This window comes from Streptomyces sp. NPDC001843 (assembly GCF_042891955.1).
Classification (GTDB): domain Bacteria; phylum Actinomycetota; class Actinomycetes; order Streptomycetales; family Streptomycetaceae; genus Streptomyces.
In genome coordinates this window covers 287286-308353 of record NZ_JBIATQ010000004.1, presented here as the reverse complement: position 1 = coordinate 308353, position 21068 = coordinate 287286, and the positions used below count along the sequence as shown (strand labels likewise).

Sequence of the window (21068 nt, the reverse complement as noted above, 5' to 3'; positions counted from 1 at the left end):
GCTCCTTGCTCGCTTGCGACTATTTCGTCATGGCGATTTACAAATTAGTATGCACTCGCGTCCCTGGGAAGGGACAAGATGTCCTCGAGGCCTGATCTCGAGACCAGATCCCGCGAGCCGCGGAAAGAGGGAGAGCCCGATGTCAGCAGCCGAGGGTCCGCTCGTCGTCGGCGTGGACTCGTCCACCCAGTCCACCAAGGTCCTGGTCGTCGACGCGGCCACCGGACAGGTCGTGGCGAGCGGCCAGGCGCCGCACACCGTCTCCTCCGGCGCCGGCCGGGAGAGCGACCCCCGACAGTGGTGGGAGGCCCTGTGCGCGGCGCTCCACCAGTGCGGGGACGCGGCTCACGAAGCGGCCGCGGTGTCGATCGGCGGCCAGCAGCACGGCCTGGTCACCCTGGACGCCCGGGGTGAGCCGGTGCGCCCCGCGCTGCTGTGGAACGACGTGCGCTCTGCGCCGCAGGCCCGTCGGCTCGTCGAGGAGCTGGGCGGCCCGAAGGCCTGGGCGGAGCGGACCGGCAGCGTGCCCGGCGCGTCCTTCACGGTCACGAAGTGGGCGTGGCTCGCCGAGCACGAGCCGGACGCGGTCCGCGCCACCGCGGCCGTCCGCCTGCCCCACGACTACCTCACCGGGCATCTGACCGGTCAGGGCACCACCGACCGCGGCGACGCCTCCGGTACGGGCTGGTGGGCGTCCGGGACCGAGGCGTACGACGAGGACGTCCTCGCGCGCGTGGGGCTCGATCCCGCGCTGCTGCCGCGGGTGGTGCGGCCGGGCGAGGTGGCCGGGACGGTGCGCGACAGCCACGACCTGCCGTTCTCCAAGGGCACCCTCGTCGCCCCCGGCACCGGCGACAACGCGGCTGCCGCGCTGGGCCTCGGGCTGCGCCCGGGCACCCCGGTGCTCAGCCTCGGCACATCGGGCACGGTGTACGCCGTCTCCGAGCACCGCCCCGCCGACCCGAGCGGCACCGTCGCGGGGTTCGCCGACGCGCGCGGGGACTGGCTGCCGCTGGCCTGCACCCTGAACTGCACCCTCGCGGTCGACCGGGTGGCGGCCCTGCTGGGCCTGGACCGCGAGGCCGTGGAGCCCGGCACTTCGGTCACGCTGCTGCCGTACCTCGACGGTGAGCGCACCCCGAACCTGCCGGACGCCTCGGGTCTTCTGCACGGCCTGCGCCACGACACGACCGCCGGGCAACTCCTGCAGGCGGCGTACGACGGCGCCGTGCACGCTCTGCTCGGCGCGCTGGACCTGGTGCTCGACGAGGACGCGGACCGCACGGCACCGCTGCTGCTGATCGGCGGCGGGGCACGGGGCGGGGCCTGGCAGCAGACGGTCCGGCGCCTGTCGGGACGGCCGGTGCAGATCCCCGAGGCCAGGGAACTCGTCGCGCTCGGCGCCGCGGCCCAGGCGGCCGCACTGCTGACCGGTGAGGACCCGGCCGCGGTCGCGCGCCGCTGGAACACCACGGCCGGACCGGTACTGGAGGCCGTGGAGCGGGACGAGGAGACGCTGGCCCGTATCTCCGGGGTACTCTCCGACGCGGCGCCGCTGCTGGAGCGGGGTGCGGGCGGTCGCTGACCGTCCGTCTCCGGGAGCACGACGGCGCGGGGACGTGGTGGCCGTACGGCGTGCCGACGGACTGACGCACTGACCGGACAGACGGACCGAGGACTGACTTCAGGCATGAGCGCACCGCTGCACGAGGCTCGCCCGGCCGGCCCTGGCCGGGCGCTGCCGGACACCCAGCAGGGCATGCGCCGCCGCAACCTCGCCCGGGCGATGCACGCCGTCCGCGCCGAAGGGCCGCTCTCGCGCGCCGCCGTCGCCTCACGCATCGGTCTGACACGGGCTGCGGTGTCCACCCTGGTGGACGAGCTGATCCGGTGGGGGCTGCTGGAGGAGCTGGGTCCCGAGCGGCCGGGCCGTGTGGGCCGTCCCGGGTCGGCGCTCGCGGTCAGCGGTCAGGGGCCGGCCGGGATCGGCGCGGAGGTCGGCGTCGACCACCTCGCGGTGTGCGCGGTCGACCTGCGCGGCGAGGTCCGGGCCCGGGCCGTCCGGCGCCGCGTCAACCGTGGTCGTGCGGCCGAACCGGTACTCGAGGAGCTCGACGCTCTCGTCCGCCGGGTCGTCGCGGAGGCGGAGCAGGAGGGGCTGTGGCCTGCCGGTCTCGCGGTCGCGGTGCCCGGCCTGGTGGCGCGGGACGACCGTACGGTCGTACGCGCCCCCAACCTCGGCTGGCACGACACGGACCTCGCGGCCCTGCTGCCCACCGGCGTCCCGCTGACCGTGGACAACGAGGCGAACTTCGGTGCCCTGGCCGAACTCTGGCTCGGGGCGCACACTCCCGGCGACTTCCTGCATGTGTCGGCGGAGATCGGCATCGGCGCAGCGGTCGTCGTGGACGGCCGGCTGCTGCGTGGCACGCGGGGGTTCGCGGGCGAGCTGGGCCATGTGCCGGTACACCCGGACGGGCCCCGGTGCGTGTGCGGCGGACGCGGCTGCCTGGAGCAGTACGCCGGAGAGGAAGCGGTTCTGCGCGCGGCGGGGCTCGAACCGGGCGAGGACCTGGTCGGGCTGCTCGCCCGGCGGGCCGACGAAGGGGACGCGGGCGTGCGGCAGGCGCTGCGGGACGCCGGCACGGCCCTCGGCATAGCCCTGACCGGGGCGGTCAACCTGCTCGACCCCGAGGCCGTCGTCCTCGGCGGCGCGCTGGCCGGGCTGTCGCCGTGGCTCCTGCCGTCGCTGGAGGCCGAGCTGGCGAGCCGGACGGCGGGGCCCGCCTGCCCGGTGTCGGTGTCCCGCCTCGGACCCGAGGGACCGCTGCTCGGCGCCGCACACTCCGTGATACGCGCGGTGCTCGACGACCCGGCGACGGTGGCGGAGCGGGGATGAGCGGCACATGGATGCCCCGTGAGGAGTGGGTCAAGACCCAGCCGCAGGCTCTCCTTGCCTCCTGCGTCGTGCTGCTGGACGGTCGGGGCCGCGTCCTGCTCCTGCGCTACGGGCCCGGTCAGCCGACCGCCGGTACCTGGTGGCTGCCCGGCGGGATGGTCGACCACGGGGAGGACCCCTGGACGGCGGCGCGGCGGGAGATGCGGGAGGAGACGGGCATCGAACTCGGCCCCGTGCCCACACTGATCGGCATCGACCACCGGGTGGACGTACTGGGGACAGGGCCGGTCCTCGACTGCTTCTTCCACGGCGGCACCCTTGAGGGCGAGGCACGCGTCCGGCTCAGCGCCGAGCACGACCGCTACGGGTGGTTCGCTCTCGACGAGTCGGCCGGCACGCCGCTCACCGCACGCCTGCCCACGCTCATCGCCCTGCGCACCGCTGCCCTGTCCGGAACCGTCACCTGTCTGCGGGAGGGCGACCCTCTGTGACCCGTGGGCGTGAACCGTGGTCGCGACTCGCCTGGGTGTCCCGCTTCCACGGGCCGACGGCGAGTTTCCCCGTGGTGCCCAGGTCCAGTTCCGGTGTCACCATCACCGGCGCAGAACCTGGCTTCGCCCAGACCCTGACGTAGGGGATGTCGACCGCGGCGCCGGAGAGCACGGTGTTGCGCCACACCAGGCCGGCATGGGCCGCCTCGCCCGGCTTCAGGGACACGGGGCGGGGCGGGCCGTCGGCCCCGGTGCCGGACGCGATGGCGGAGCCGTCGTGCAGGATCCGCAGGCCGGTGACCGGCCGGTGGTCCTCACCGAGGGGGCTCACACGGGGATAGCCGGTGAGGCGCTGGGTCCGGGGCCCGCAGTTCACCACGTGGAGCCCGACCACCCGCAGGCCCATGGCGGCATCGCCCTCGTCGGCGTACAGACGCAGCCCCGAGGAGGGGCAGGGACCGCCCGGGGCCGGAGCCTCGTCGACAGGGACGCTCCTCACCTTCTCGACACGCACCCGTGACCAGCCCTGTGCGCCCAGCAGCGGTTCGCCGCCGCCGACGGTGCCGGTCACCGTACGACCGGCTGCGACGGACGGCACGGTCCGGCTGGTGTCGCCCACCCGCGATCCGGAGTCGGACAGGAAGGCGAAGGTGACCGTGTAGGTGAAGGGTTCACTCGCGCGGTTGGTGACCTGGAACGCGGCGCAGTCCCGTGCTCCGTCACCCTTCTGTTCCGTGATGCTGACGCCGTCCGTCTCCTCGTCCACGGGCCCGGAGGCCGTGACGGGCCGCGAGGAGAGTTCCGCGTTGCACGTGGGGTCGTCGGTCGGGGCGGCGGAAGTCTCCTTCTGGGCGCAGGAGGTGAGGAACAGTAAGCCGGTGACGACGCAGAAGCCGGCGGGGACGGTACGCATCCGACGAGTCGATCAGGATGCGCCCACGGCGGGCTGTGGCGGAAGCCACCCCTCCGGTCACAGGACCGTCACAGGAACGCCGAAGCCCGATTTCGCCACTCCCCATTGCCTCTGCGCTCACCTCGCCGACGGCGGCTTCACCGGATCGGGCGGCCGAGTTGTCCACAATGCCGCGGTCATCCACGGATCGGCCCGAGTCTCTGCTGCCCAACCGTCGGGCGCCGTACGGTGGTTCAGGCGAGGCACTCACCACGGCCGGACGTTGGTGGCGTGACCAGGACAACGAGGGGACACACACGGTCGGGGGTTGCATGGTGGGGGAAATGTCCGAGCAGCTGGGGCCCGGTGCCGCCGGGCTGCGCCCGGATGCACTGAGCTGGAAGCGTGTCAGTTCGCAACCCGGGCGGTGGAATCACCGTTGGCCAACGCGTGCGACACCGACCACATGTGCGCGGCCGGAACCCGACGTTGCCGGCCACACCCGTCCGCGAATCCACGCTCCCCCCCACTCCGGAAGGCGACCCCACCATGGACCGGGACAGACCCCTGCCCACCAGACGACGCCTGCTCAAGGGTGCGGCACTCGCCGCCGTCCCCCATGTGGTACTGCCCACCACACGAGCTGGTGCCGAGGCCGAGACCGTCGACTATCCGACCGCCGAGTGGCAGCCGGCCACCGGTTCCAACTACACGGCGTCCGGTCGCCCCGGCACCTACGCGATCGACCGCGTGATCATCCATGTCACCCAGGAGACATATGCCGACACCCTGACCATCTTCCAGAACCCGCAGAAAGCGGTGTCCGCGCACTACCTGGTGCGCTCCGCCGACGGGCACATCGCGCAGTGCGTACGCGAGGCGAGCATCGCCTGGCACGCCGGGAACTGGGACTACAACACCCGCAGCATCGGCATCGAGCACGAGGGCTGGGTGGACCAGCCCGCCTATTTCACCGACGCCCTGTACGAGCAGTCGGCGAGACTGACGGCCGCGGTCTGCGACAGGTACGGCATCCCCAAGGACCGGGAGCACATCATCGGGCACTACCAGGTACCGGGGACCGACCACATCGATCCGGGGCCCGACTGGGACTGGGTCCGCTACATCAGGCTGGTCGACTTCGCCTGACCGGTTGTCCGGGTCACCACCCCGGGTGACGATGTCCCCAGCCGCATCGCCGTCCGGGAGGGCCAGTTGACCGATCCTTGGATGGCCCTGGAGCCGGGGGCCGACCCCGCCGAGCGCGTACGCGTGCTGCGCCGGGCGCACGAGACGTTCACCACGGCGGGCACCGTGCCGCGGCCGGTGCGGTCGGTGGTGGCGGACTCGTGGCGGCGCAGCGCGCGGGCCGGTGTCGGGCCGGACGGTGCCGCCAGTGTGGAGTTGACCGACGGCGACCTGGGTGCCTATCGCGCGGAGCACCCGCTCGCCCGGGTGATGCCGCTGGTCCGCGAGCTGATGGGACCGTTCGCCTCGGACGGCGAGCATCTGCTCGCCGTGTGCGACGCGCACGGCAGGCTGCTCTGGGTCGAGGGCCACCCGGCGACCCGGCGCCGGGCGGACCGGATGAACTTCGTCCCGGGCGCGCGCTGGGCCGAGACCGCGGTCGGAACGAACGCGCCGGGCACGGCGGTCGCCGTGGACCGGCCGGTGCAGGTGTTCGCGGCGGAGCATTTCATCCGGCAGGTACAGCCGTGGACCTGCGCGGCCGCGCCGGTCCACGATCCCCGCACCGGCCAGGTGCTGGGCGCGGTGGACATCACCGGCGGCGACGACCTGGCCCACCCGCACAGCCTGGGTTTCGTGCAGGCGGTGGCACGCGCCGCCGAGTCGCAGCTCACCCTGCTCGCCCCGCCGCGGCCCGTCGGCGAGGCACCGGCGCTGACCGCACTGGGCCGTGACGAGGCCGGTCTGCGGCTGGCCGGCCGACGGTTCGCGCTCAGTCGCCGGCACAGCGAACTGCTGGTGTTGCTGGCCAGCCATCCGGAGGGGCTGACCGGTGACGAACTGCTGTGCGCGGTCTACGAGGACGAATCGGTGCCGCCGGTGACGTTGCGCGCCGAACTGGCCCGGCTGCGCAGGCTGCTCGGTCCGGGACTGCTGGTGTCACGGCCGTACCGGCTGACCGCTCCGGTCGAGTCCGACGTCGCCCTCGTCGAACGGCGACTGCGGGCCGGCGCGGTGACGGCGGCCGCGGCGGCGTACACGGGGCCCCTGCTGCCCGCCTCGCGGGCACCGGCCGTGGTCAGGGTCCGGCGGCGCCTGGCCGACGGGCTGCGTGCCGCCCTGATCGCCCACCGCGACCCCGACCTGCTGTCCGACTGGGCGCACGCGCCCTGGGGTGAGGACGACCTCGAGGTCTGGCGGGCGCTCGCCGCGGTGCGGCCGACCGCGGCGGTACGGGCGCGGCTCACGGCCTTGGAGTCGGAACTGGCGGCGGAACCGGGGACCTGCGCTCGCCGGGCAGCGCGCTGACCGGCCGCGCAACGTCCTCGCAACGTTCCGGCTCCTAGCCTCGCGCCGAAAGCTGCCCAACGGCGGGCAGCGCTTCACCGGGAGGCAGACCAGCATGACCCGTTACGCGGCGCCCGGCACCGAGGGCTCGATCGTCTCCTACCAGGCGCGTTACGATCATTTCATCAGCGGTGAGTACGTGCCTCCGGCCAGGGGGCAGTACTTCGAGAACCCCTCGCCGGTCGACGGCCGGCCGTTCACCGAGATCGCACGGGGCACCGCGGAGGACGTGGAGCGGGCGCTCGACGCGGCGCACGCGGCCGCGCCCGCCTGGGGACGTATGTCGGTGACGGAACGCTCCGACATCCTGCTGAAGATCGCCGACCGTATGGAGGCCCGCCTCGAGCCTCTGGCGGTCGCCGAGAGCTGGGAGAACGGCAAGCCGGTGCGCGAGACGCTGGCGGCCGACATCCCGCTGGCGATCGACCACTTCCGGTACTTCGCCGGTGCGATCCGTGCGCAGGAGGGTTCGCTGGGCGAGATCGACGACGACACGGTGGCGTACCACTTCCACGAGCCCCTCGGCGTCGTCGCACAGATCATCCCCTGGAACTTCCCGATCCTCATGGCCGTCTGGAAGCTGGCCCCGGCGCTCGCGGCCGGCAACGCGGTCGTCATCAAGCCCGCCGAGCAGACGCCGGCCTCCATCCACTACTGGATGAGCCTCGTCGCGGACCTGCTGCCGCCGGGCGTGGTCAACATCGTCAACGGCTTCGGCGTGGAGGCGGGCAAGCCGCTGGCGTCCAGCCCGCGGGTGGCGAAGGTCGCGTTCACCGGCGAGACCACCACGGGGCGGCTGATCATGCAGTACGCCTCCGAGAACATCAAGCCGGTCACGCTCGAGCTCGGAGGCAAGTCGCCCAACATCTTCTTCGACGATGTCTGGGCCCACGACGACGACTTTCGCGACAAGGCGCTCGAGGGCTTCACCATGTTCGCGCTCAACCAGGGCGAGGTGTGCACATGCCCGTCCCGGGCGCTCGTCCAGCGCGGCCACTACGCCGAGTTCCTCGAGGCCGCCGTGGCCCGCACCCGGCTGATCAGGCCCGGACACCCTCTCGACACCGACACGATGATCGGCGCCCAGGCCTCCAACGACCAGCTCGAGAAGATCCTCTCCTACCTGGACATCGGCCGGCAGGAAGGCGCCAAGGTACTCACGGGCGGCGAACGCATCGAGTTTGACGGCGAGTTGCAGGGTGGCTATTACGTCCAGCCGACCATATTCGAGGGCGACAACCGCATGCGGATCTTCCAGGAGGAGATCTTCGGCCCGGTGGTCTCCGTGACCTCCTTCGACGACTTCGACGACGCCGTCAAGATCGCCAACGACACCCTGTACGGCCTCGGCGCCGGCGTGTGGACCCGGGACGCCACCACGGCGTACCGCGCCGGCCGTGCGATCCAGGCGGGCCGGGTCTGGACGAACTGCTACCACACGTATCCGGCGCACGCGGCGTTCGGGGGCTACAAGCAGTCGGGGATCGGCCGCGAGACGCACAAGATGATGTTGGAGCACTACCAGCAGACGAAGAACCTTCTTGTTTCGTACAGCCCGAAGAAACTTGGGTTCTTCTAGATCCTGAAGTCGCCCGTCTGGAGGCGTCGTCGCGCTCCAGACGGGCGAGGTCAGACCTTCGGCGGCGAACTGCGCGCCCACCGCGCCGTCGGCAGCCAGTTCACGGCCCGCGGCGTATTCGGCCGAGGCGGACCAGTCGCCCTCGACCACGCGCGGTATCCGCCTGCCGTGCGCGGCGAGCGTGCAGGGCGGTCATCCGAACAGGCGCCGCTGGATCTCCCGCCGGTAGTCTTCCAGCGTCCGGTCGAGGTGTACCGCTGTCGCCTCGGCGGCCTCGTCGGGTCGGCCGTCACGAATGGCGCGGTAGATCGCCTCGTGCTCCTCGACCGCGGCCGCCGTGCCCTCGCCGAAGGCGTCGTGGATGCCGATCGCGCTGGACTGGCGCTGCAGCCGACGGGCGTCACGCACCGCGCTGCCGAGGAACGTGTTGTGCGAGGCCGCGGCCACCGCGGCATGGAAGTCGTCGTCCGCCTGGTTGAACACGTCGACCTCACCATGGGCGTACCCGTGACGGCACTGCTGCATGGCGTCCTCGATGGCACGCAGTTCAGCGGGCGTGGACCGGGTGGCCGCGAGCCTGGCGGCGGCCATCTCCTGCACCCTGCGGAACTCGAACAGCATGAACACGTGATCGAGGTCCACGGGCCGGAAGAAGCCGCCCCAACGGCTGGTGATCAGCATGCCGTCGTCATCCGCGACGAACAGTCCGCGTCCCTTGTGCGCCCGGACCCGCCCGAGCGCCGAGAGGATCTTCACGGCTTCCCGTACCACCGCTCGGCTGGTGTCCAGCCGCTGGGCCAGGTCGTTCTCCGTGGGCATCCGGTCGCCGGGGGCCAGACGCGCCTCGGCGATGAACTCGAGGATCCGCTCCGCCACGACCTCGTATCCGGGCCGGTAGTCGCCCCGCTCGTCCGTGCCGTTCACCGCTGCCACGACGGGCGTGTCCTTCATGTGTCCTGCCTCCGTGCGACTGCGACGACGGTGACTGATCGGCCCTGAAGCCGTGGTCATCGTACCTCAGACAGAAATAAGTCGTACTCATCCGACGTCGAACCCGATCAAGGTTGTGCATGCGATTCGTGGCCTCTAAGGCGTTTTGCCGTTGTATAAAGCTTGAAGTAGCCGCCCAGCATGCACTCTGGAACTCGAGAAAAGCCGTATCCACCCCTTGACTCCCCATTTGATGTGGCGGCTAATTTCTTCCGTATCGGTACGACAGAGCCGTCAGCAACCTCGTGCACACCGAGTGGAGTCGCTCATGTCCGTCTACAAGCCTTCGGCCGACCAGGAGACAGGGACCAGCAGGAGACGCACCACGTTGCTGGCCGGCTGTGCCGCCACCGTGCTGCTCACCGTGGCCGCGTGTGGCAGCGGCGGCACCACCGGCACGACCACCAAGGACGGATTCGCCCAAGCCGCGCAGAATGACGGGGCGTTGACCGTCTGGGTGGACGCGACCCGCTTGGACGCCGCGAAGCAGTACCAGGCGCTGCACCCGGGCGTGAGGATGGACATCGTCAGCTACGACGGCGACGCCAACGGGTCGAACTACCTCCAGACGAAGGTCCAGCTCTTCAACCGCACCCACAAGGGCTGGCCGGACGTCGTCTTCAGTTCCCAGAACAACGAGGTGACCTGGGCGGTCGACGCGGGCTTCGCGGCGCCGCTGAACAAGGGTCTGATCCCGGACGCGACCCTCGGGCGGTTCGCCGAGGGCGCCAACGACGTCTGCACGGTCAACGGGACCCTCTACTGCCTGCGCAACGACCTCTCCCAGGTGGTGCTCTGGTACGACGCGCCATTGCTGAAGAAGTTCGGCTACAAGGTCCCGGCGACCTGGGAGGAGTACCAGACGCTCGGTGAGAAGGTCGCCAAGGAACACCCCGGCTACCTCGTGGGCGACGCCGGTGACACCTTCACGCCCGAGATCTACCTGTGGGCCAGCAAGTGCGGCGCCAACCACATCACCGGCCCCAAGTCCGTGTCCGTCGACACCAGCAGCGAGAACTGCACCAAGATGGCCAAGCTGATGGACGTACTGGTCAAGGACAAGTCCATGTCCATCAGCGGGGTCTTCAGCACCGACTTCGCCAAGAACAAGGCCGACAAGGTCCTGCTCATGCCCGGCCCGGCCTGGTTCGGCGGCGCGGTGTTCAAGGACGGCCTCAAGACCCCGGCGAAGCGGATAGCGGTGGCCCCTGTCCCGCAGTGGCAGGGCGACACCTCGCCGTCCACCGGCAACGTCGGCGGCGGCACCTGGCTGCTGTCCCAGCACTCCACCCACATCAAGGCGGCCACCGACTTCCTGAAGTGGGTCACCACCGACAACGCCTACCAGGGCGAGAAGGCCCCCGGCTTCCCGGCGTACGCGCCCGCCGCCGAGACCTGGCTGAAGGCGCAGGCCACCTCCGGGTACTTCGCCGGAAAGCTCACAGCCCTCAAGGACGCCTCCTCGCAGGTGTGGTCCGACTGGGGCTCGGGCCAGTTCAGCCAGGAGGCGATCTGGGCCGCCACCGTCAAGCCCGCCCTGACGCAGGGCAAGACCATCGAATCGATGCTGCCCGCCTGGCAGGACTCGATCGTCAAGTACGCCAAGGCCGACGGATACAAGGTCTCGAAGTGACCCTCACGCACTCCTCGGCCGGCTCAGTCCGGGGGCGCCCTCGCGGCACCTCCCGGCAGAGCCGGGCCGGCGTGGCATTCGTCGCCGGCTACGTACTGCTGCTGATCGCCTTCGGCGTCCTTCCGACCTGTTACGCCGTCTACTTCGCGTTCACGGACGCCGGAGGCGCGTTCACCGGCTTCGCCAACTTCGTCACCACGGCACGGGACTTCCGCTTCGTCGACTCCCTGGGCCATGTGGCCCTGTACCTGGTCTTCTGGCTGCTGTCGCTCGTGGTGTTCGTGGTGGTCCTGGCGCTGCTCCTGCACCGGCTGTCCTCCGGGCCGGTCAGTCAGGCGCTGCGCTTCCTCTACTACATTCCCGGAGCGCTCGCCGGCGCCGCGAGCGTCCTGGTGTGGCTGTTCATGCTCGACCCGACGGTCAGCCCGGTGAGCTCGCTGCTGGAGGCACTGGGATTCCACACCTTCGGCGATGTCATCGCCCCCGGCAACCTGGCCCTGCTGTTCACGATCATCGCATTCTGGACCGGCGCGGGCGGCTGGATCGTCGTCATGTACGGGGCACTGAACAACATCCCCAGGGACGTCATGGAGGCCGCCCGCATCGACGGCGCGAGCGGCTGGCAGACCGCCTGGCGGGTGCAGATCCCCATGCTCCGCAAGTGGATCGTGTACATGGTGATCCTGGCCTTCGCGGGCGGCGCCCAGCTCTTCGTCGAGCCGCAGTTGCTCTCCCTGGCCAGCGTGGGCGTGGCCGGCCGCGACTACTCGCTCAACCAGTTGACCTATGACTTCGCCTTCCAGATGAACAACATCAACGGCGCCGCCGCGGTCTCTGTGGAGCTCCTGGTCGTCAGCGTGTCGGTCGCCGGCGTCTTCGTCACACGGTCGGGGTTCTTCGATGCGGACTGACACACGACCCACTCCCCTTGCCAACACCCCACGCACGGGACGGGATCCGAACGTCATGAGCCGAACTCGACACGGGGAACCACTGCAGCGCAGCCGGCCCCCGCGGCACATGGCGCCCCGGCTGCTGGCGGGCTCGGTGCTCATCGTGTTCGTGGTGTTCTTCGTGCTGCCGGTGCTGTGGCTGCTGCTCGCGGCGACCAAGACCGACCAGCAGCTGGTCCACGACGCCCCGTTGTCCTTCGGGTCCTGGCACGCCCTGACGGTCAACTGGCACGCGCTCACGGCCTTCCAGGACGACGCCATTCTGGTGTGGCTGCGCAACTCCGCCGTCTACGCCGCGATCTCGCTGGTCATCACGCTCTGCCTGGCCATACCCGCCGGGTACGCGCTGGCGATGACCGAGTTCCGCGGCAGACGCGCTCTCCTGATCGCGACCCTTGTCGTGATGCTGATGCCGAACGCCACCCTGGTGGTGCCGCTGTTCCTGGAGATCAACGCGGTGCGCCTGATCGGCACGATGTGGTCGATCGTCCTGCCCTACTCGTTCTACCCGTTCGGGGTGTACCTGACGTACATCTACTTCACCACCGCCGTGCCCAAGGACCTCCTGGCCGCGGCACGCATCGACGGCTGCTCCGAGTTCGGCGTCTTCCGCCACGTGGCCCTGCCGCTCGCGACACCCGTCATCGCCCTGGTCGGGTTCTTCAGCTTCGTCGCCAACTGGACGAACTACTTCCTGCCGTACGTGATGCTCCCCGAGAGCGATCAGATGCCGATCCAGGTGGGCGTCGGCAGTCTGCTCAGCAATGTGCCGTCGTTCAACCCGACCGTCGGCGACCTTGCGATCCAACGCCCGCAACTGGCACTGGCGACGCTGGTGGCCATCACACCGGTACTCGTCGTGTTCCTGTTCGCCCAGCGCTTCCTGGTCAGCGGAATGCTCGCCGGCGCCACCAAGGAGTGACAGCTCTCATGCCCTTCGGCCCTCACCCTCACCCCTCCGAGGACGACACCCCCGCCTCCGACCGGCCTGCTTCCGCACTCGATGTCGAGGCCACGGTCCCGTTGCTCGAACCACCCGGCTGGGCCGTGGCCCAGCGCGCCCTGTTCGACCTGCTCGACCATGCCTGGCGCCGTTTCGAGAGCGGCTTCACCGGCCCCGACGGACGGCTGAACTACAACGACCGGCTGACCACTCGCGACGGTGTGGACGACTTCTACGAGGTCTTCTTCAACTGGCCCCAGCTGTACCTCCTCGGCGGCGCCGACGACCTGCTGCCCGCCAGCGAGCGGCACTGGGAGGGCGTGACCAGGCAGCTGACCGAACTGGGCATGCTTCGCGACGAGTTCGAGCGCGGCTACGACTGGTTCCACCAGGGTGAGAGCCTGCTCCTGCTCTACTTCCTGTGCATGGCAGCTCCCGACCGCTGGACCGAACGGGCGCTGCGCTTCGCCGAGTTGTACGTCGACCCCGCCAACGGCAACTACGACCCCGAGCAGCGCGCCATCACCCGCCCGCACAACGGCAGCGACCCCGAGCGCACCGGTCTGTTCGACGGCGACGTGTATCCCTGGCTGCTGAAGGAGGCGGAGACATACGGCTTCCCGCTCGACTGGCTGCCCGAAGCCGCGGACGGTCCCTTCCCGCTGTCGGCGGACCCGCGGCTGGGCGACCAGATGCGGGACCGGATGGGCGTCGGTGACACCGCGGTCAACCTCGCCGCGGCAGGCCTGGTCCTCAACGCCTGGATTCTTTCCGGTGAGGAGCGTTACCGGGACTGGATCGTCGAGTACGTGGGCGCCTGGCGCGAGCGCACCCGGGAACGGGGCGGCCTGATCCCGGACAACGTCGGCCCAGACGGGGTTGTCGGCAGCCTGCTGGAAGGGCGCTGGTACGGCGGCCACTACGGCTGGTCCTGGCCGCACGGCTGGCACAGCGTCGGTCACGCGGCCTGCGTGGCGGCGCTGGCGGCGGCGACGGTCACCGGGGACGACGACTACCTCTCCATGGTCGCGACCTCGCTCGACTCCCTCATCGACCGGGGCAAGGTCATGCCCAACACGGAGGCGGACTCGAGCCTGCCCTCCAAGTGGGCGGTGGAACTCGGTCCGGACCGTCACACGCCCACGCTCCACCTGCCGTTCCGGCACAACGACTCGGGCTGGTTCGACTACAACCCGGCCACGCCCCCGGTGCCGTTGGCCCTGTGGCACCACACCTCCTCGGAGGCCGACCGTGCCCGGCTGGAGCGGCTGCGCGAAGCGGACGGAATCGACTGGCGCACCGTGCGGCCGTTCCGGTCCAAAGAGGAGTCCGGGCACGAGAAGGCGTGGTTCGCCTTTCTCGCCGGCGACGACCCGGACTACCCGGAGCGGATCCTCGCGGCCGCCCAGGCCCAGGTCCGGCACCGGCTGCGGCGCATCGACCGCTATGCCGGCCTGGACGTGCCCGAGGCCGACATCCACGTGTGGCAGCTGTGCAACCCGGTGGTCACCGAGGCCTTGGTGCAGCTGACCTGGGGCGGCCCGCAGGTGCTGTACAACGGTGGTCTGCAGCAGGCGAGGCTGCGCTACCACGACGCCGACGCACGCCGGGCGGGCCTGCCGGTGGACGTCGCCGCCCTGGTCACCTCCATCGACCCCGAGGCGACCACCGTCGAACTGATCAACCTCTCCCCCGGCACCGACCGCACGGTGATCGTCCAGGCGGGCGCGTTCTCCGAGCACACCATCGCCGGCGTCCGGTACACGACCTGCGCGGACGACGGCTGGATCGGGGACATGTACGACTACGGCCACACCGAGCCGGTGGTCTCCGAGGCCGAAGCCGCCTGTGACGGACCGTTCCTGACAGTCCGTCTGCCCGCCTCCACGCGCATCCGGCTCACCCTGCGGCTCGGGCCGCGCACCCGCACACCCAGCTACCGCACGCCGTTCGACACCGCGGCCGACCGGGCCGACTCCAGCGACACGACAGGGGAACCGGCGTGAAGCGCATCGCCCAGACCATCCGGCTCCGCCCCGAACACCGCGAGGAGTACCTCCGGCTCCACTCCGCGGTCTGGCCCGGCGTCGAAGCCGCCCTGCACCGGGCGAACATCCGCAACTACAGCATCTTCCTCCACGGTGACGTGCTGTTCGCCTACATGGAGTACCACGGCGAGGAATTCGAGGCGGACATGGCGTCCATCGAGGCCGACCCCGAGACCCGACGGTGGTGGAAGCTCACCGACCCGTGCCAGGAACCCTGGCCCGACCGGGGGGAGGGCCGCCAGTGGAGCGAGCTCCCCGAGATCTGGCACCTGGGCCCGCACGGCGACGACGCCACCGCCTGACCCGGCCCGCACCAGTCCGACCCGACTTGGACCCCCTCGTGAACGCACCCGTGCTCGTCGACGCCCACCACCACCTGTGGGACCTCTCCCACCGTCCGCAACCCTGGCTCGACGACCCCGACGTGGCGTCGATCCGCCGCACCTTCACCGCCGAGGATCTGCGCTCCACCGCCACTCACCCCATCGCGGGCCGACGGCTGCACAGCACGGTGGTCGTCCAGTGCGTCGCGGAGGTCGCCGAGACCGAGGACCTGCTCGCGCTCGCGGAGCGGGAGCCCCTCATCCAGGCCGTGGTCGGCTGGGCCGACCTGACGTCCCGGGCGATCGGTGACGTGCTCGACCAACTGGTCGCCGGTCCGGGCGGCGGGTACCTGCGCTCCCTGCGGCACCTCGTCCAGGGCGAGACGGACCCGAGCTGGCCGCAACGACCCGATGTGGAACGCGGGTTGCGGGCGGCCCGGGATCGCGGCCTGCGCTACGACGTGCTGGTGCGCGACCACCAGCTCGACCAGGCGATCCGGCTCGCGGAACGCTTCCCGGACCTGCCCCAGGTGCTCGACCACGCGGGCAAACCGACCATCGCCCGGCAGGACATCGCGGACTGGGAACGCCGGATGCGGCAACTGGCCGGGCACCCGCACGTGGTGTGCAAGGTATCGGGACTGATCACCGAGGCCGACCACACCCGCTGGACCACCGCCGACATCCGTCCCGTCTGGGACGTGCTGCTCTCCGCCTTCGGCCCCGACCGGCTGATGTTCGGCTCGGACTGGCCGGTCGCCAACCTGGCGGGCGGCTGGAACCGCTGGGCCGCCACTGTGGACGCACTGCTCACCGGTTGGAGCGACAGCGATGTCCACGCGCTCCTCGTCGGCACCGCGACCGCGTTCTACAGCCTTCCACCCGTCGCCGCGGAGGGCGACGAGACCGCCCGGACAACCTGACCCGCTCCCGTCCCACGGCCAGAGCCACCGCCGCGGAGCCACGCCCCGCCGCACGAACCGCGCCGAAGGAGAAGCGCCAGATCTCGCTGGCCACCGGTGACCTGCCCGACCTGTACCTGCTGATTCCCTGGGTCGACCAGTACACCCAGCCGGAGCTCCTCGAGCTGTCCACCCAGGCCGTCATCCAGCCGCTGAACCAGTCGATGGCCTGTGCCGTCCCGCGCGGCAGCCGGTACCGGCCGGCCATGCGACTGAGCGCTAGATCCCCAGGTCGAGGGCCAGACACGAGAAGGTGCGCCACGCGCCCACGTCCTCGGGCGAGGCGTTCACCCCGCCGTGCGTCTCGGTCTCCACCACCTCGGTCATGTCCTCGTACCGGATGCGCTCGGGCAGTTTGCCGAAGCGCGCATGCCGCGCTGCCGCTGCGGCGTCCATCTCGGCTTCCTGGTTCACGACCAGCCTCCGCTTCGTCGTTCATGGACGTTTCCCGTCGGACGGCGGGACCACTGTCAGGCTGCACCGTCTCGCGTCACCTGTCAAGGAGGTGACGAACATGAGTAACCGCCTTGACAGGTGACGATGAGCCTTGCGAATCTCTCGTCACCGGTCAGAACAGTTACTACTCGGTGAGGAAATCCCATGACAGTCGTTCGGTTCGATGTCGTCTCCGAGCTCAGCCCGCGAGACGTGTTGGCGGTGCTGACCGACTTCAGCCCCGCACGCGTCGCGGCCTGGCCCACGATCGACGCCGCGCACTTCACGGTCCATGAACTCGGCGACACCTGGGCCGAGGTCACCGAGGGGACCTCGGCGGCCTGGGAGCGGGCACGCTACGAGTGGGAACCGGCCGGTGACACGGTCACCGTCACCACGCTCGACTCCAAGCTCTTCGGCGCGGGCGGCGGCTGGGTCTTCCGGATGACCCCTGAGGGGGACGGCACCCGGGTCGAGGTCGAGCTGACGCGGCAGCCGACCACCGTCAAGGGCAGGATGCTCGCCGCACTGCTCCCCCTGGCCGCTCCCTCGTCCCTGCGCAAGTCCTTCGCCGGCCCCCTGCGCGTGAAGTGACACGCTCCCGGCTCCTGATCAGGACGCCGTGGCATCGGGCCGGTCACCTGCCCAGGCGGGTGGTGAAGAAGTCGGTGAGCTTTTCGACGGCGGGGTCGATGTACTCCCTCTTGTCGTAGAGGTCGACATGGCTTGCGCCCTTGATCCAGTGGAGTTCCTTGGGGCCGGTGGCGCGCTGGTGGGCCTCGATGGCCATCCAGGCGGTGACGGCGCGCTCGCCGATGACCTGGAGGATGGGACGGGGGCCGATGAGGGGCACGGCGAAGAAGGCATCGTAGGAGGCGAGCTTGTCGATGCTCTGCCAGGCCAGGAACTTCGCGGAGCGTTCATGCTCGCCGCGCGGGGTGCAGTAGTACTCGAAGCCCTCGATGCCGTGCGGGCCGCCGACCGCGCCGGCCTGTTCGGCGGTCTCGGGGAACATGGTCATGGTGCCGGGATCTCCGCCCCGGGCGGCGGTGGCGCGGGCCTGCGCGGCGGCGTCCAGCAGGGCCTGGAAGACGGCTGGGTCCTGGGTGCCGTCCGCGCCGAGACGGAACTGGCGCGAGGGATCGGCGGTGCACACGGTCGCCACGGCCTTGACCCGGTGGTCGCCGCCGGTGGCGGCCAGCGAGTAGCCACCGGAGGCACAGATGCCGAGCAGCCCGATCCGGTCGTCGGCGACCTCCTCACGGGTGGTCAGGAAGGACACGGCGGCCTTGAAGTCCTCCACCCGCTGGGCGGGATCCTCCAGCCCCCGCGGCAGACCGCCCGACTCGCCCTGATGGGCGGCGTCGAAGGCGAGGGTGACGAACCCGCGCTCGGCCATCAGCTGCGCGTAGGTGCCTGAGGTCTGTTCCTTCACCCCGGTACCGGGGTGGCCGACCACCAGCGCCGGACGCGGGCCCGGCACCGCTGTGTCGGGCACGTGGAGGTGCGCCGCGATCTCGATACCGGCGCTGTCGAAACTGACTCGGGTCCTTGCCATGAGAACAACTCTTTTCTGAGACGGTGACGGGCGTTCGCGTCGAACCAGGTCAGTGCCGGGACGTGGAGAGGCAGCGGAAGCTGGAGGCGACGGCCGGGTCGCCGTGGCCCTTGTAGCGGGACACCTGCGGGTAGCCGCACAGGTTGCGGGTGACCTGCCGGCCGTCGGCGTTGATCAGCGTGGCGGGCAGCGTCCTGGGCGCCTTGCCGTGCTCGACCCAGGCGGTCAGGGCAGCGAGGCCGTCGGCCGAACCGTCAGTGCCGTTGAGGCCGCAGTGGTTGGTGCCCGGGGCGAGGAAGAGGCGGTAGAAGTCGTCGACCTTCTTGGCGCTGCCCAGCTTCCGCTCGACCTGCTCGCGGTACTGAACCGTGCCTTGCGTGGGGATGAACTCGTCTGCCTGGCCGTGCCAGGTCAGGAGCTTGCCGCCGGACTTGCGGAAGGCGGACAGGTCCGGGTCGCCGGTGCCGATGACCTTGTCGTACTCGGCCTTGGACTGCTTGAACAGCTGAGTGAACTGACTGTAGGTGATCGTCGAGACGTCGAAGGACGGGTCCTTCTTCAGCCAGAGCTGTACCCAGAGGGCGGGTACCGGGAAAGGCTTCCCCTTGACGGTGCCGTCGGGAGCCACCTCGGTCCCCGCCAGCCCCTTGAGATCGGCCCCGACCGGGACGCCGGACCACAGTTTCCTGCCGGAGGCGGTGCGCGGACCGTCCCAGATCTTGCGCACCACGGCGGCGTCGGCCGGGGTGATGGTCAGCTCCTTGCCGTCGCACACCACCTTGGTGCCGATCAGTCGGCGCGGGTCGAAGTGGCAGCGGGAGGCGTCGTTGACCAGGCCGTCCTTGACACCGTCGTGCGAGTCGCAGGCCTTGACGGCGGCGTGCGTGAAGGCGTCCAGCTCACAACCGGTCGGGTAGGTCTTCTCGTTGTTCATGACCACCTGCGGCCACAGCGTGGCGGGCTCGTACTCGGCCCAGTTGATCGCAGGCGCGTCGGCGAGGATGCCGTCGTAGTCGTCGGGGTGGCGCTGAGCCTCCGCATAGCCCTGGCGCCCGCCGGTGGAACAGCCGGTGAAGTAGGAGTGGGCGGCGCGCTTGGCGTAGGCCGAGGCGACGACCTGCTTGCCGACGACGGCCGCCTCGTGCTGGGAGCGGGAGGCGAGGTTCGCCAGCAGGGCGGTGTTGACCCGGCCCTCGCTGTCCAGCGCCCAGCGCGTGTCGAGGACGTCACCGAGGCCGGCGTCCGTGGTGGTCGCCGCATAGCCGTTCTTGACCGCGGTGCCCAGACCGACACCGTTGTCCCCGGCGCCGTAGGCGGCGCCGCCGAGCGCCTGGAAGCGGCCGTTCCAGCGGCTGTCGGGCAGCCAGGTCCGCACCTTGACATGGTCGCCGTCGCCCGGGTGAGCGAGGGTGACCGTCACCTCGCAGTAGGACGGGACGTCGGTGACCGTGCCGCCCAGGATCCCGGTGCCGTGAATGGTGCCGCCCGCCTGGCGGATCGCCGTCACGGACTCCACCTCGGCGCCGGTCGGGGCCTTCACCGACACCGTGTCGCAGTTGAGCGATGCGGAGGCGTGGGTCCGGGGTTCGGCCGACGCGGTCGGCAGGTACACCGCCGCGGCCAGCGGCACACCGGCCGCGAGAACAGCCAGAAGTCGTCTCATTGCTTTCCCTTCAAGGAATCAGGTGTTCGCTCAGTTGCTGTGCCACATGTGCACCGCACATGTACGAGACAGTGGGCAGCGCCCAGAGTGTGGATCGGCCCAGAGGGTGGATCGGGGGTTTACCGCGTTCACATGCATACGGACGCCGAGCGGACCGCATGCCCTCGGCCCGGTCCCCACCCTGACTGCCCGCGGCACACTCGGGCGACAGTCAGTTGACGGTGCGCGTCCCCGGGCCGCGGCCGGGCTCCGGCGCGCACGTGTTAGGTCATTCGACGTCTTGCCCCCGACAGGAGTCACCTGTCAGTATGGTGACGTGAACCTTGACCATGTATTCGTCTGCGGGCACCCGGCCCTCGACTTCGCGGCCACGCTCCGAGCTCGACGCTCGACCCGGTTCGAGATGTTCGTGACGCCGGAGCGGCTGAATGCCTGGTACCTGGAGTCCGGTCTGGTGGACACGATCACTCCCGGCGAGGAGGACGACGTCCGCGCGGCGACCACCCTGCGCGAGGCCGTCTACCGGCTGGTCACGAACCGCCGCCTCGGCGAAGCGCTCGACCGGGAGGCGCTCGGCGTGGTCAACGCCGCCGCACGCAAGACCCCCGTGACACCGCAGCTCACCCTGACGGGCCGGCACACCGACGCGACCCCCGAGCAGGCCCTGGCCACCGTCGCCCGGCAGGCCGTCGAACTGCTCAGCGGGCCGGACGTTCCACTGATGAAGGAGTGCGGCAACCCCGAGTGCACCCGGGTCTACATCGACCGTTCCCGGGGCATGCGGCGCCAGTGGTGCGGCATGGAGTCCTGCGGCAACAAGATCAAGGCCGCCGCCTACCGCGCCCGCAAGAGGACCTCGCCCGCGTGAGCGCGCACTGACCCACCGGCACCATGCCGTGCGGTGAGCGGCTCCGGTCGATCCTCCTCCGCCACCACCGCCCCGTCGGCCTGCCGGTCAGAAGAAGCTCGAGGCCGCCGGCCCGTACCCCGACAGCGGCGCACTCTCCGCCCAGTTCCACACCTGCGTGTCCGTCGGCCCGCCACGGTCCTCGGGGCTTGCCGCGCCCTGGGACAGCCGCTCGCGCGAGACACGATCGGCTTCCGGACGGCGATGCCTGGCGATCCATACGTGCGCGTGCGTCATGAAAGCCATGTCCTGCCTCG

General features: G+C 70.5%; 20 protein-coding genes. 14 read left to right on the top strand and 6 right to left on the bottom strand.

All coding sequences use genetic code 11. The annotated features are described in order from the left end of the window. Positions 1-139: 139 nt before the first annotated feature. From xylB to ACFYZQ_RS12825, 3 genes are all read left to right on the top strand, one after another. Positions 140-1585 (top strand): xylulokinase, encoded by a 1446-nt coding sequence (gene xylB, locus ACFYZQ_RS12835; protein ID WP_389145518.1) that lies wholly within the window; start codon positions 140-142, stop codon positions 1583-1585. A gap of 105 nt (positions 1586-1690) precedes the next feature. Continuing rightward, positions 1691-2899, top strand: a complete 1209-nt coding sequence (locus ACFYZQ_RS12830) for an ROK family protein (protein WP_389145515.1) — start codon at positions 1691-1693, stop codon at positions 2897-2899. After that, positions 2896-3390 carry an NUDIX hydrolase gene (locus tag ACFYZQ_RS12825; protein ID WP_389145512.1) on the top strand — a complete coding sequence of 165 codons (495 nt, stop codon included), beginning with the start codon at positions 2896-2898 and terminating at the stop codon, positions 3388-3390. The genes ACFYZQ_RS12830 and ACFYZQ_RS12825 overlap by 4 nt, the downstream gene beginning before the upstream one ends. Here ACFYZQ_RS12825 and ACFYZQ_RS12820 read toward each other — a convergent pair. Further along, complete coding sequence (locus ACFYZQ_RS12820; protein WP_389145509.1) at positions 3359-4303, bottom strand: DUF4232 domain-containing protein; 945 nt, start codon at positions 4301-4303, stop codon at positions 3359-3361. The genes ACFYZQ_RS12825 and ACFYZQ_RS12820 overlap by 32 nt on opposite strands. A gap of 528 nt (positions 4304-4831) precedes the next feature. Between ACFYZQ_RS12820 and ACFYZQ_RS12815 the strand changes: the two genes are divergently transcribed. The 3 genes from ACFYZQ_RS12815 to ACFYZQ_RS12805 all read left to right on the top strand — a co-directional run bounded on the left by ACFYZQ_RS12815 (position 4832) and on the right by ACFYZQ_RS12805 (position 8396). Beyond that, positions 4832-5431: an N-acetylmuramoyl-L-alanine amidase gene (locus tag ACFYZQ_RS12815; protein ID WP_389145506.1), complete on the top strand. Its 600-nt coding sequence runs from the start codon at positions 4832-4834 to the stop codon at positions 5429-5431. Positions 5432-5497: 66 nt separating this feature from the next. After that, positions 5498-6778: a GAF domain-containing protein gene (locus ACFYZQ_RS12810; RefSeq protein ID WP_389145503.1), complete on the top strand. Its 1281-nt coding sequence runs from the start codon at positions 5498-5500 to the stop codon at positions 6776-6778. 94 nt (positions 6779-6872) lie between these two features. Next, entirely contained in the window at positions 6873-8396 is a 1524-nt protein-coding gene (locus ACFYZQ_RS12805; protein ID WP_389145500.1) for an aldehyde dehydrogenase family protein, read from the top strand. A 192-nt stretch (positions 8397-8588) separates the two neighbouring features. Here ACFYZQ_RS12805 and ACFYZQ_RS12800 read toward each other — a convergent pair whose 3' ends face one another. Next, positions 8589-9347 carry a FadR/GntR family transcriptional regulator gene (locus ACFYZQ_RS12800; RefSeq protein WP_389145497.1) on the bottom strand — a complete coding sequence of 253 codons (759 nt, stop codon included), beginning with the start codon at positions 9345-9347 and terminating at the stop codon, positions 8589-8591. A 307-nt stretch (positions 9348-9654) separates the two neighbouring features. On the opposite strand from ACFYZQ_RS12800, the gene ACFYZQ_RS12795 reads away from it, so the two are divergent. From ACFYZQ_RS12795 to ACFYZQ_RS12770, 6 genes are all read left to right on the top strand, one after another. Next, entirely contained in the window at positions 9655-11019 is a 1365-nt protein-coding gene (locus tag ACFYZQ_RS12795) for an ABC transporter substrate-binding protein (RefSeq protein WP_389145494.1), read from the top strand. Next, complete coding sequence (locus ACFYZQ_RS12790) at positions 11016-11930, top strand: carbohydrate ABC transporter permease (protein ID WP_389145491.1); 915 nt, start codon at positions 11016-11018, stop codon at positions 11928-11930. The genes ACFYZQ_RS12795 and ACFYZQ_RS12790 overlap by 4 nt, the downstream gene beginning before the upstream one ends. Positions 11931-12039: 109 nt before the next feature. After that, positions 12040-12894 carry a carbohydrate ABC transporter permease gene (locus ACFYZQ_RS12785; RefSeq protein ID WP_389146227.1) on the top strand — a complete coding sequence of 285 codons (855 nt, stop codon included), beginning with the start codon at positions 12040-12042 and terminating at the stop codon, positions 12892-12894. An 8-nt stretch (positions 12895-12902) separates the two neighbouring features. Next, positions 12903-14921, top strand: coding sequence for a hypothetical protein (locus tag ACFYZQ_RS12780; protein WP_389145488.1), 2019 nt, complete (start codon positions 12903-12905; stop codon positions 14919-14921). Then, positions 14918-15265 (top strand): L-rhamnose mutarotase, encoded by a 348-nt coding sequence (locus tag ACFYZQ_RS12775; protein ID WP_389145485.1) that lies wholly within the window; start codon positions 14918-14920, stop codon positions 15263-15265. The genes ACFYZQ_RS12780 and ACFYZQ_RS12775 overlap by 4 nt, the downstream gene beginning before the upstream one ends. Positions 15266-15303: 38 nt before the next feature. Further along, a complete protein-coding gene (locus ACFYZQ_RS12770) occupies positions 15304-16209 on the top strand; it encodes an amidohydrolase family protein (protein ID WP_389145482.1) in 906 nt (301 codons plus the stop codon). A gap of 258 nt (positions 16210-16467) precedes the next feature. Here the strand turns inward: ACFYZQ_RS12770 and ACFYZQ_RS12765 are convergent, their stop codons facing one another. After that, entirely contained in the window at positions 16468-16662 is a 195-nt protein-coding gene (locus tag ACFYZQ_RS12765; protein ID WP_389145481.1) for a hypothetical protein, read from the bottom strand. 186 nt (positions 16663-16848) lie between these two features. Here ACFYZQ_RS12765 and ACFYZQ_RS12760 point away from each other — a divergent pair, with 186 nt between their 5' ends. Then, complete coding sequence (locus ACFYZQ_RS12760) at positions 16849-17277, top strand: hypothetical protein (RefSeq protein ID WP_389145478.1); 429 nt, start codon at positions 16849-16851, stop codon at positions 17275-17277. A gap of 43 nt (positions 17278-17320) precedes the next feature. Here the strand turns inward: ACFYZQ_RS12760 and ACFYZQ_RS12755 are convergent, their stop codons facing one another. Together ACFYZQ_RS12755 and ACFYZQ_RS12750 are read right to left on the bottom strand one after the other, a co-directional pair. Continuing rightward, positions 17321-18241, bottom strand: coding sequence for an alpha/beta hydrolase (locus ACFYZQ_RS12755; RefSeq protein WP_389145476.1), 921 nt, complete (start codon positions 18239-18241; stop codon positions 17321-17323). Positions 18242-18290: 49 nt separating this feature from the next. Next, a complete protein-coding gene (locus ACFYZQ_RS12750) occupies positions 18291-19904 on the bottom strand; it encodes a tannase/feruloyl esterase family alpha/beta hydrolase (protein WP_389145473.1) in 1614 nt (537 codons plus the stop codon). Positions 19905-20220: 316 nt separating this feature from the next. On the opposite strand from ACFYZQ_RS12750, the gene ACFYZQ_RS12745 reads away from it, so the two are divergent. Beyond that, the gene (locus ACFYZQ_RS12745) at positions 20221-20772 is read left to right on the top strand and encodes a CGNR zinc finger domain-containing protein (protein WP_389145470.1); all 552 of its coding nucleotides are present in this window, start codon (positions 20221-20223) and stop codon (positions 20770-20772) included. Positions 20773-20859: 87 nt separating this feature from the next. Here the strand turns inward: ACFYZQ_RS12745 and ACFYZQ_RS12740 are convergent, their stop codons facing one another. Continuing rightward, a complete protein-coding gene (locus ACFYZQ_RS12740; protein ID WP_389145467.1) occupies positions 20860-21057 on the bottom strand; it encodes a hypothetical protein in 198 nt (65 codons plus the stop codon). Between the last annotated feature and the right edge of the window lie 11 nt (positions 21058-21068).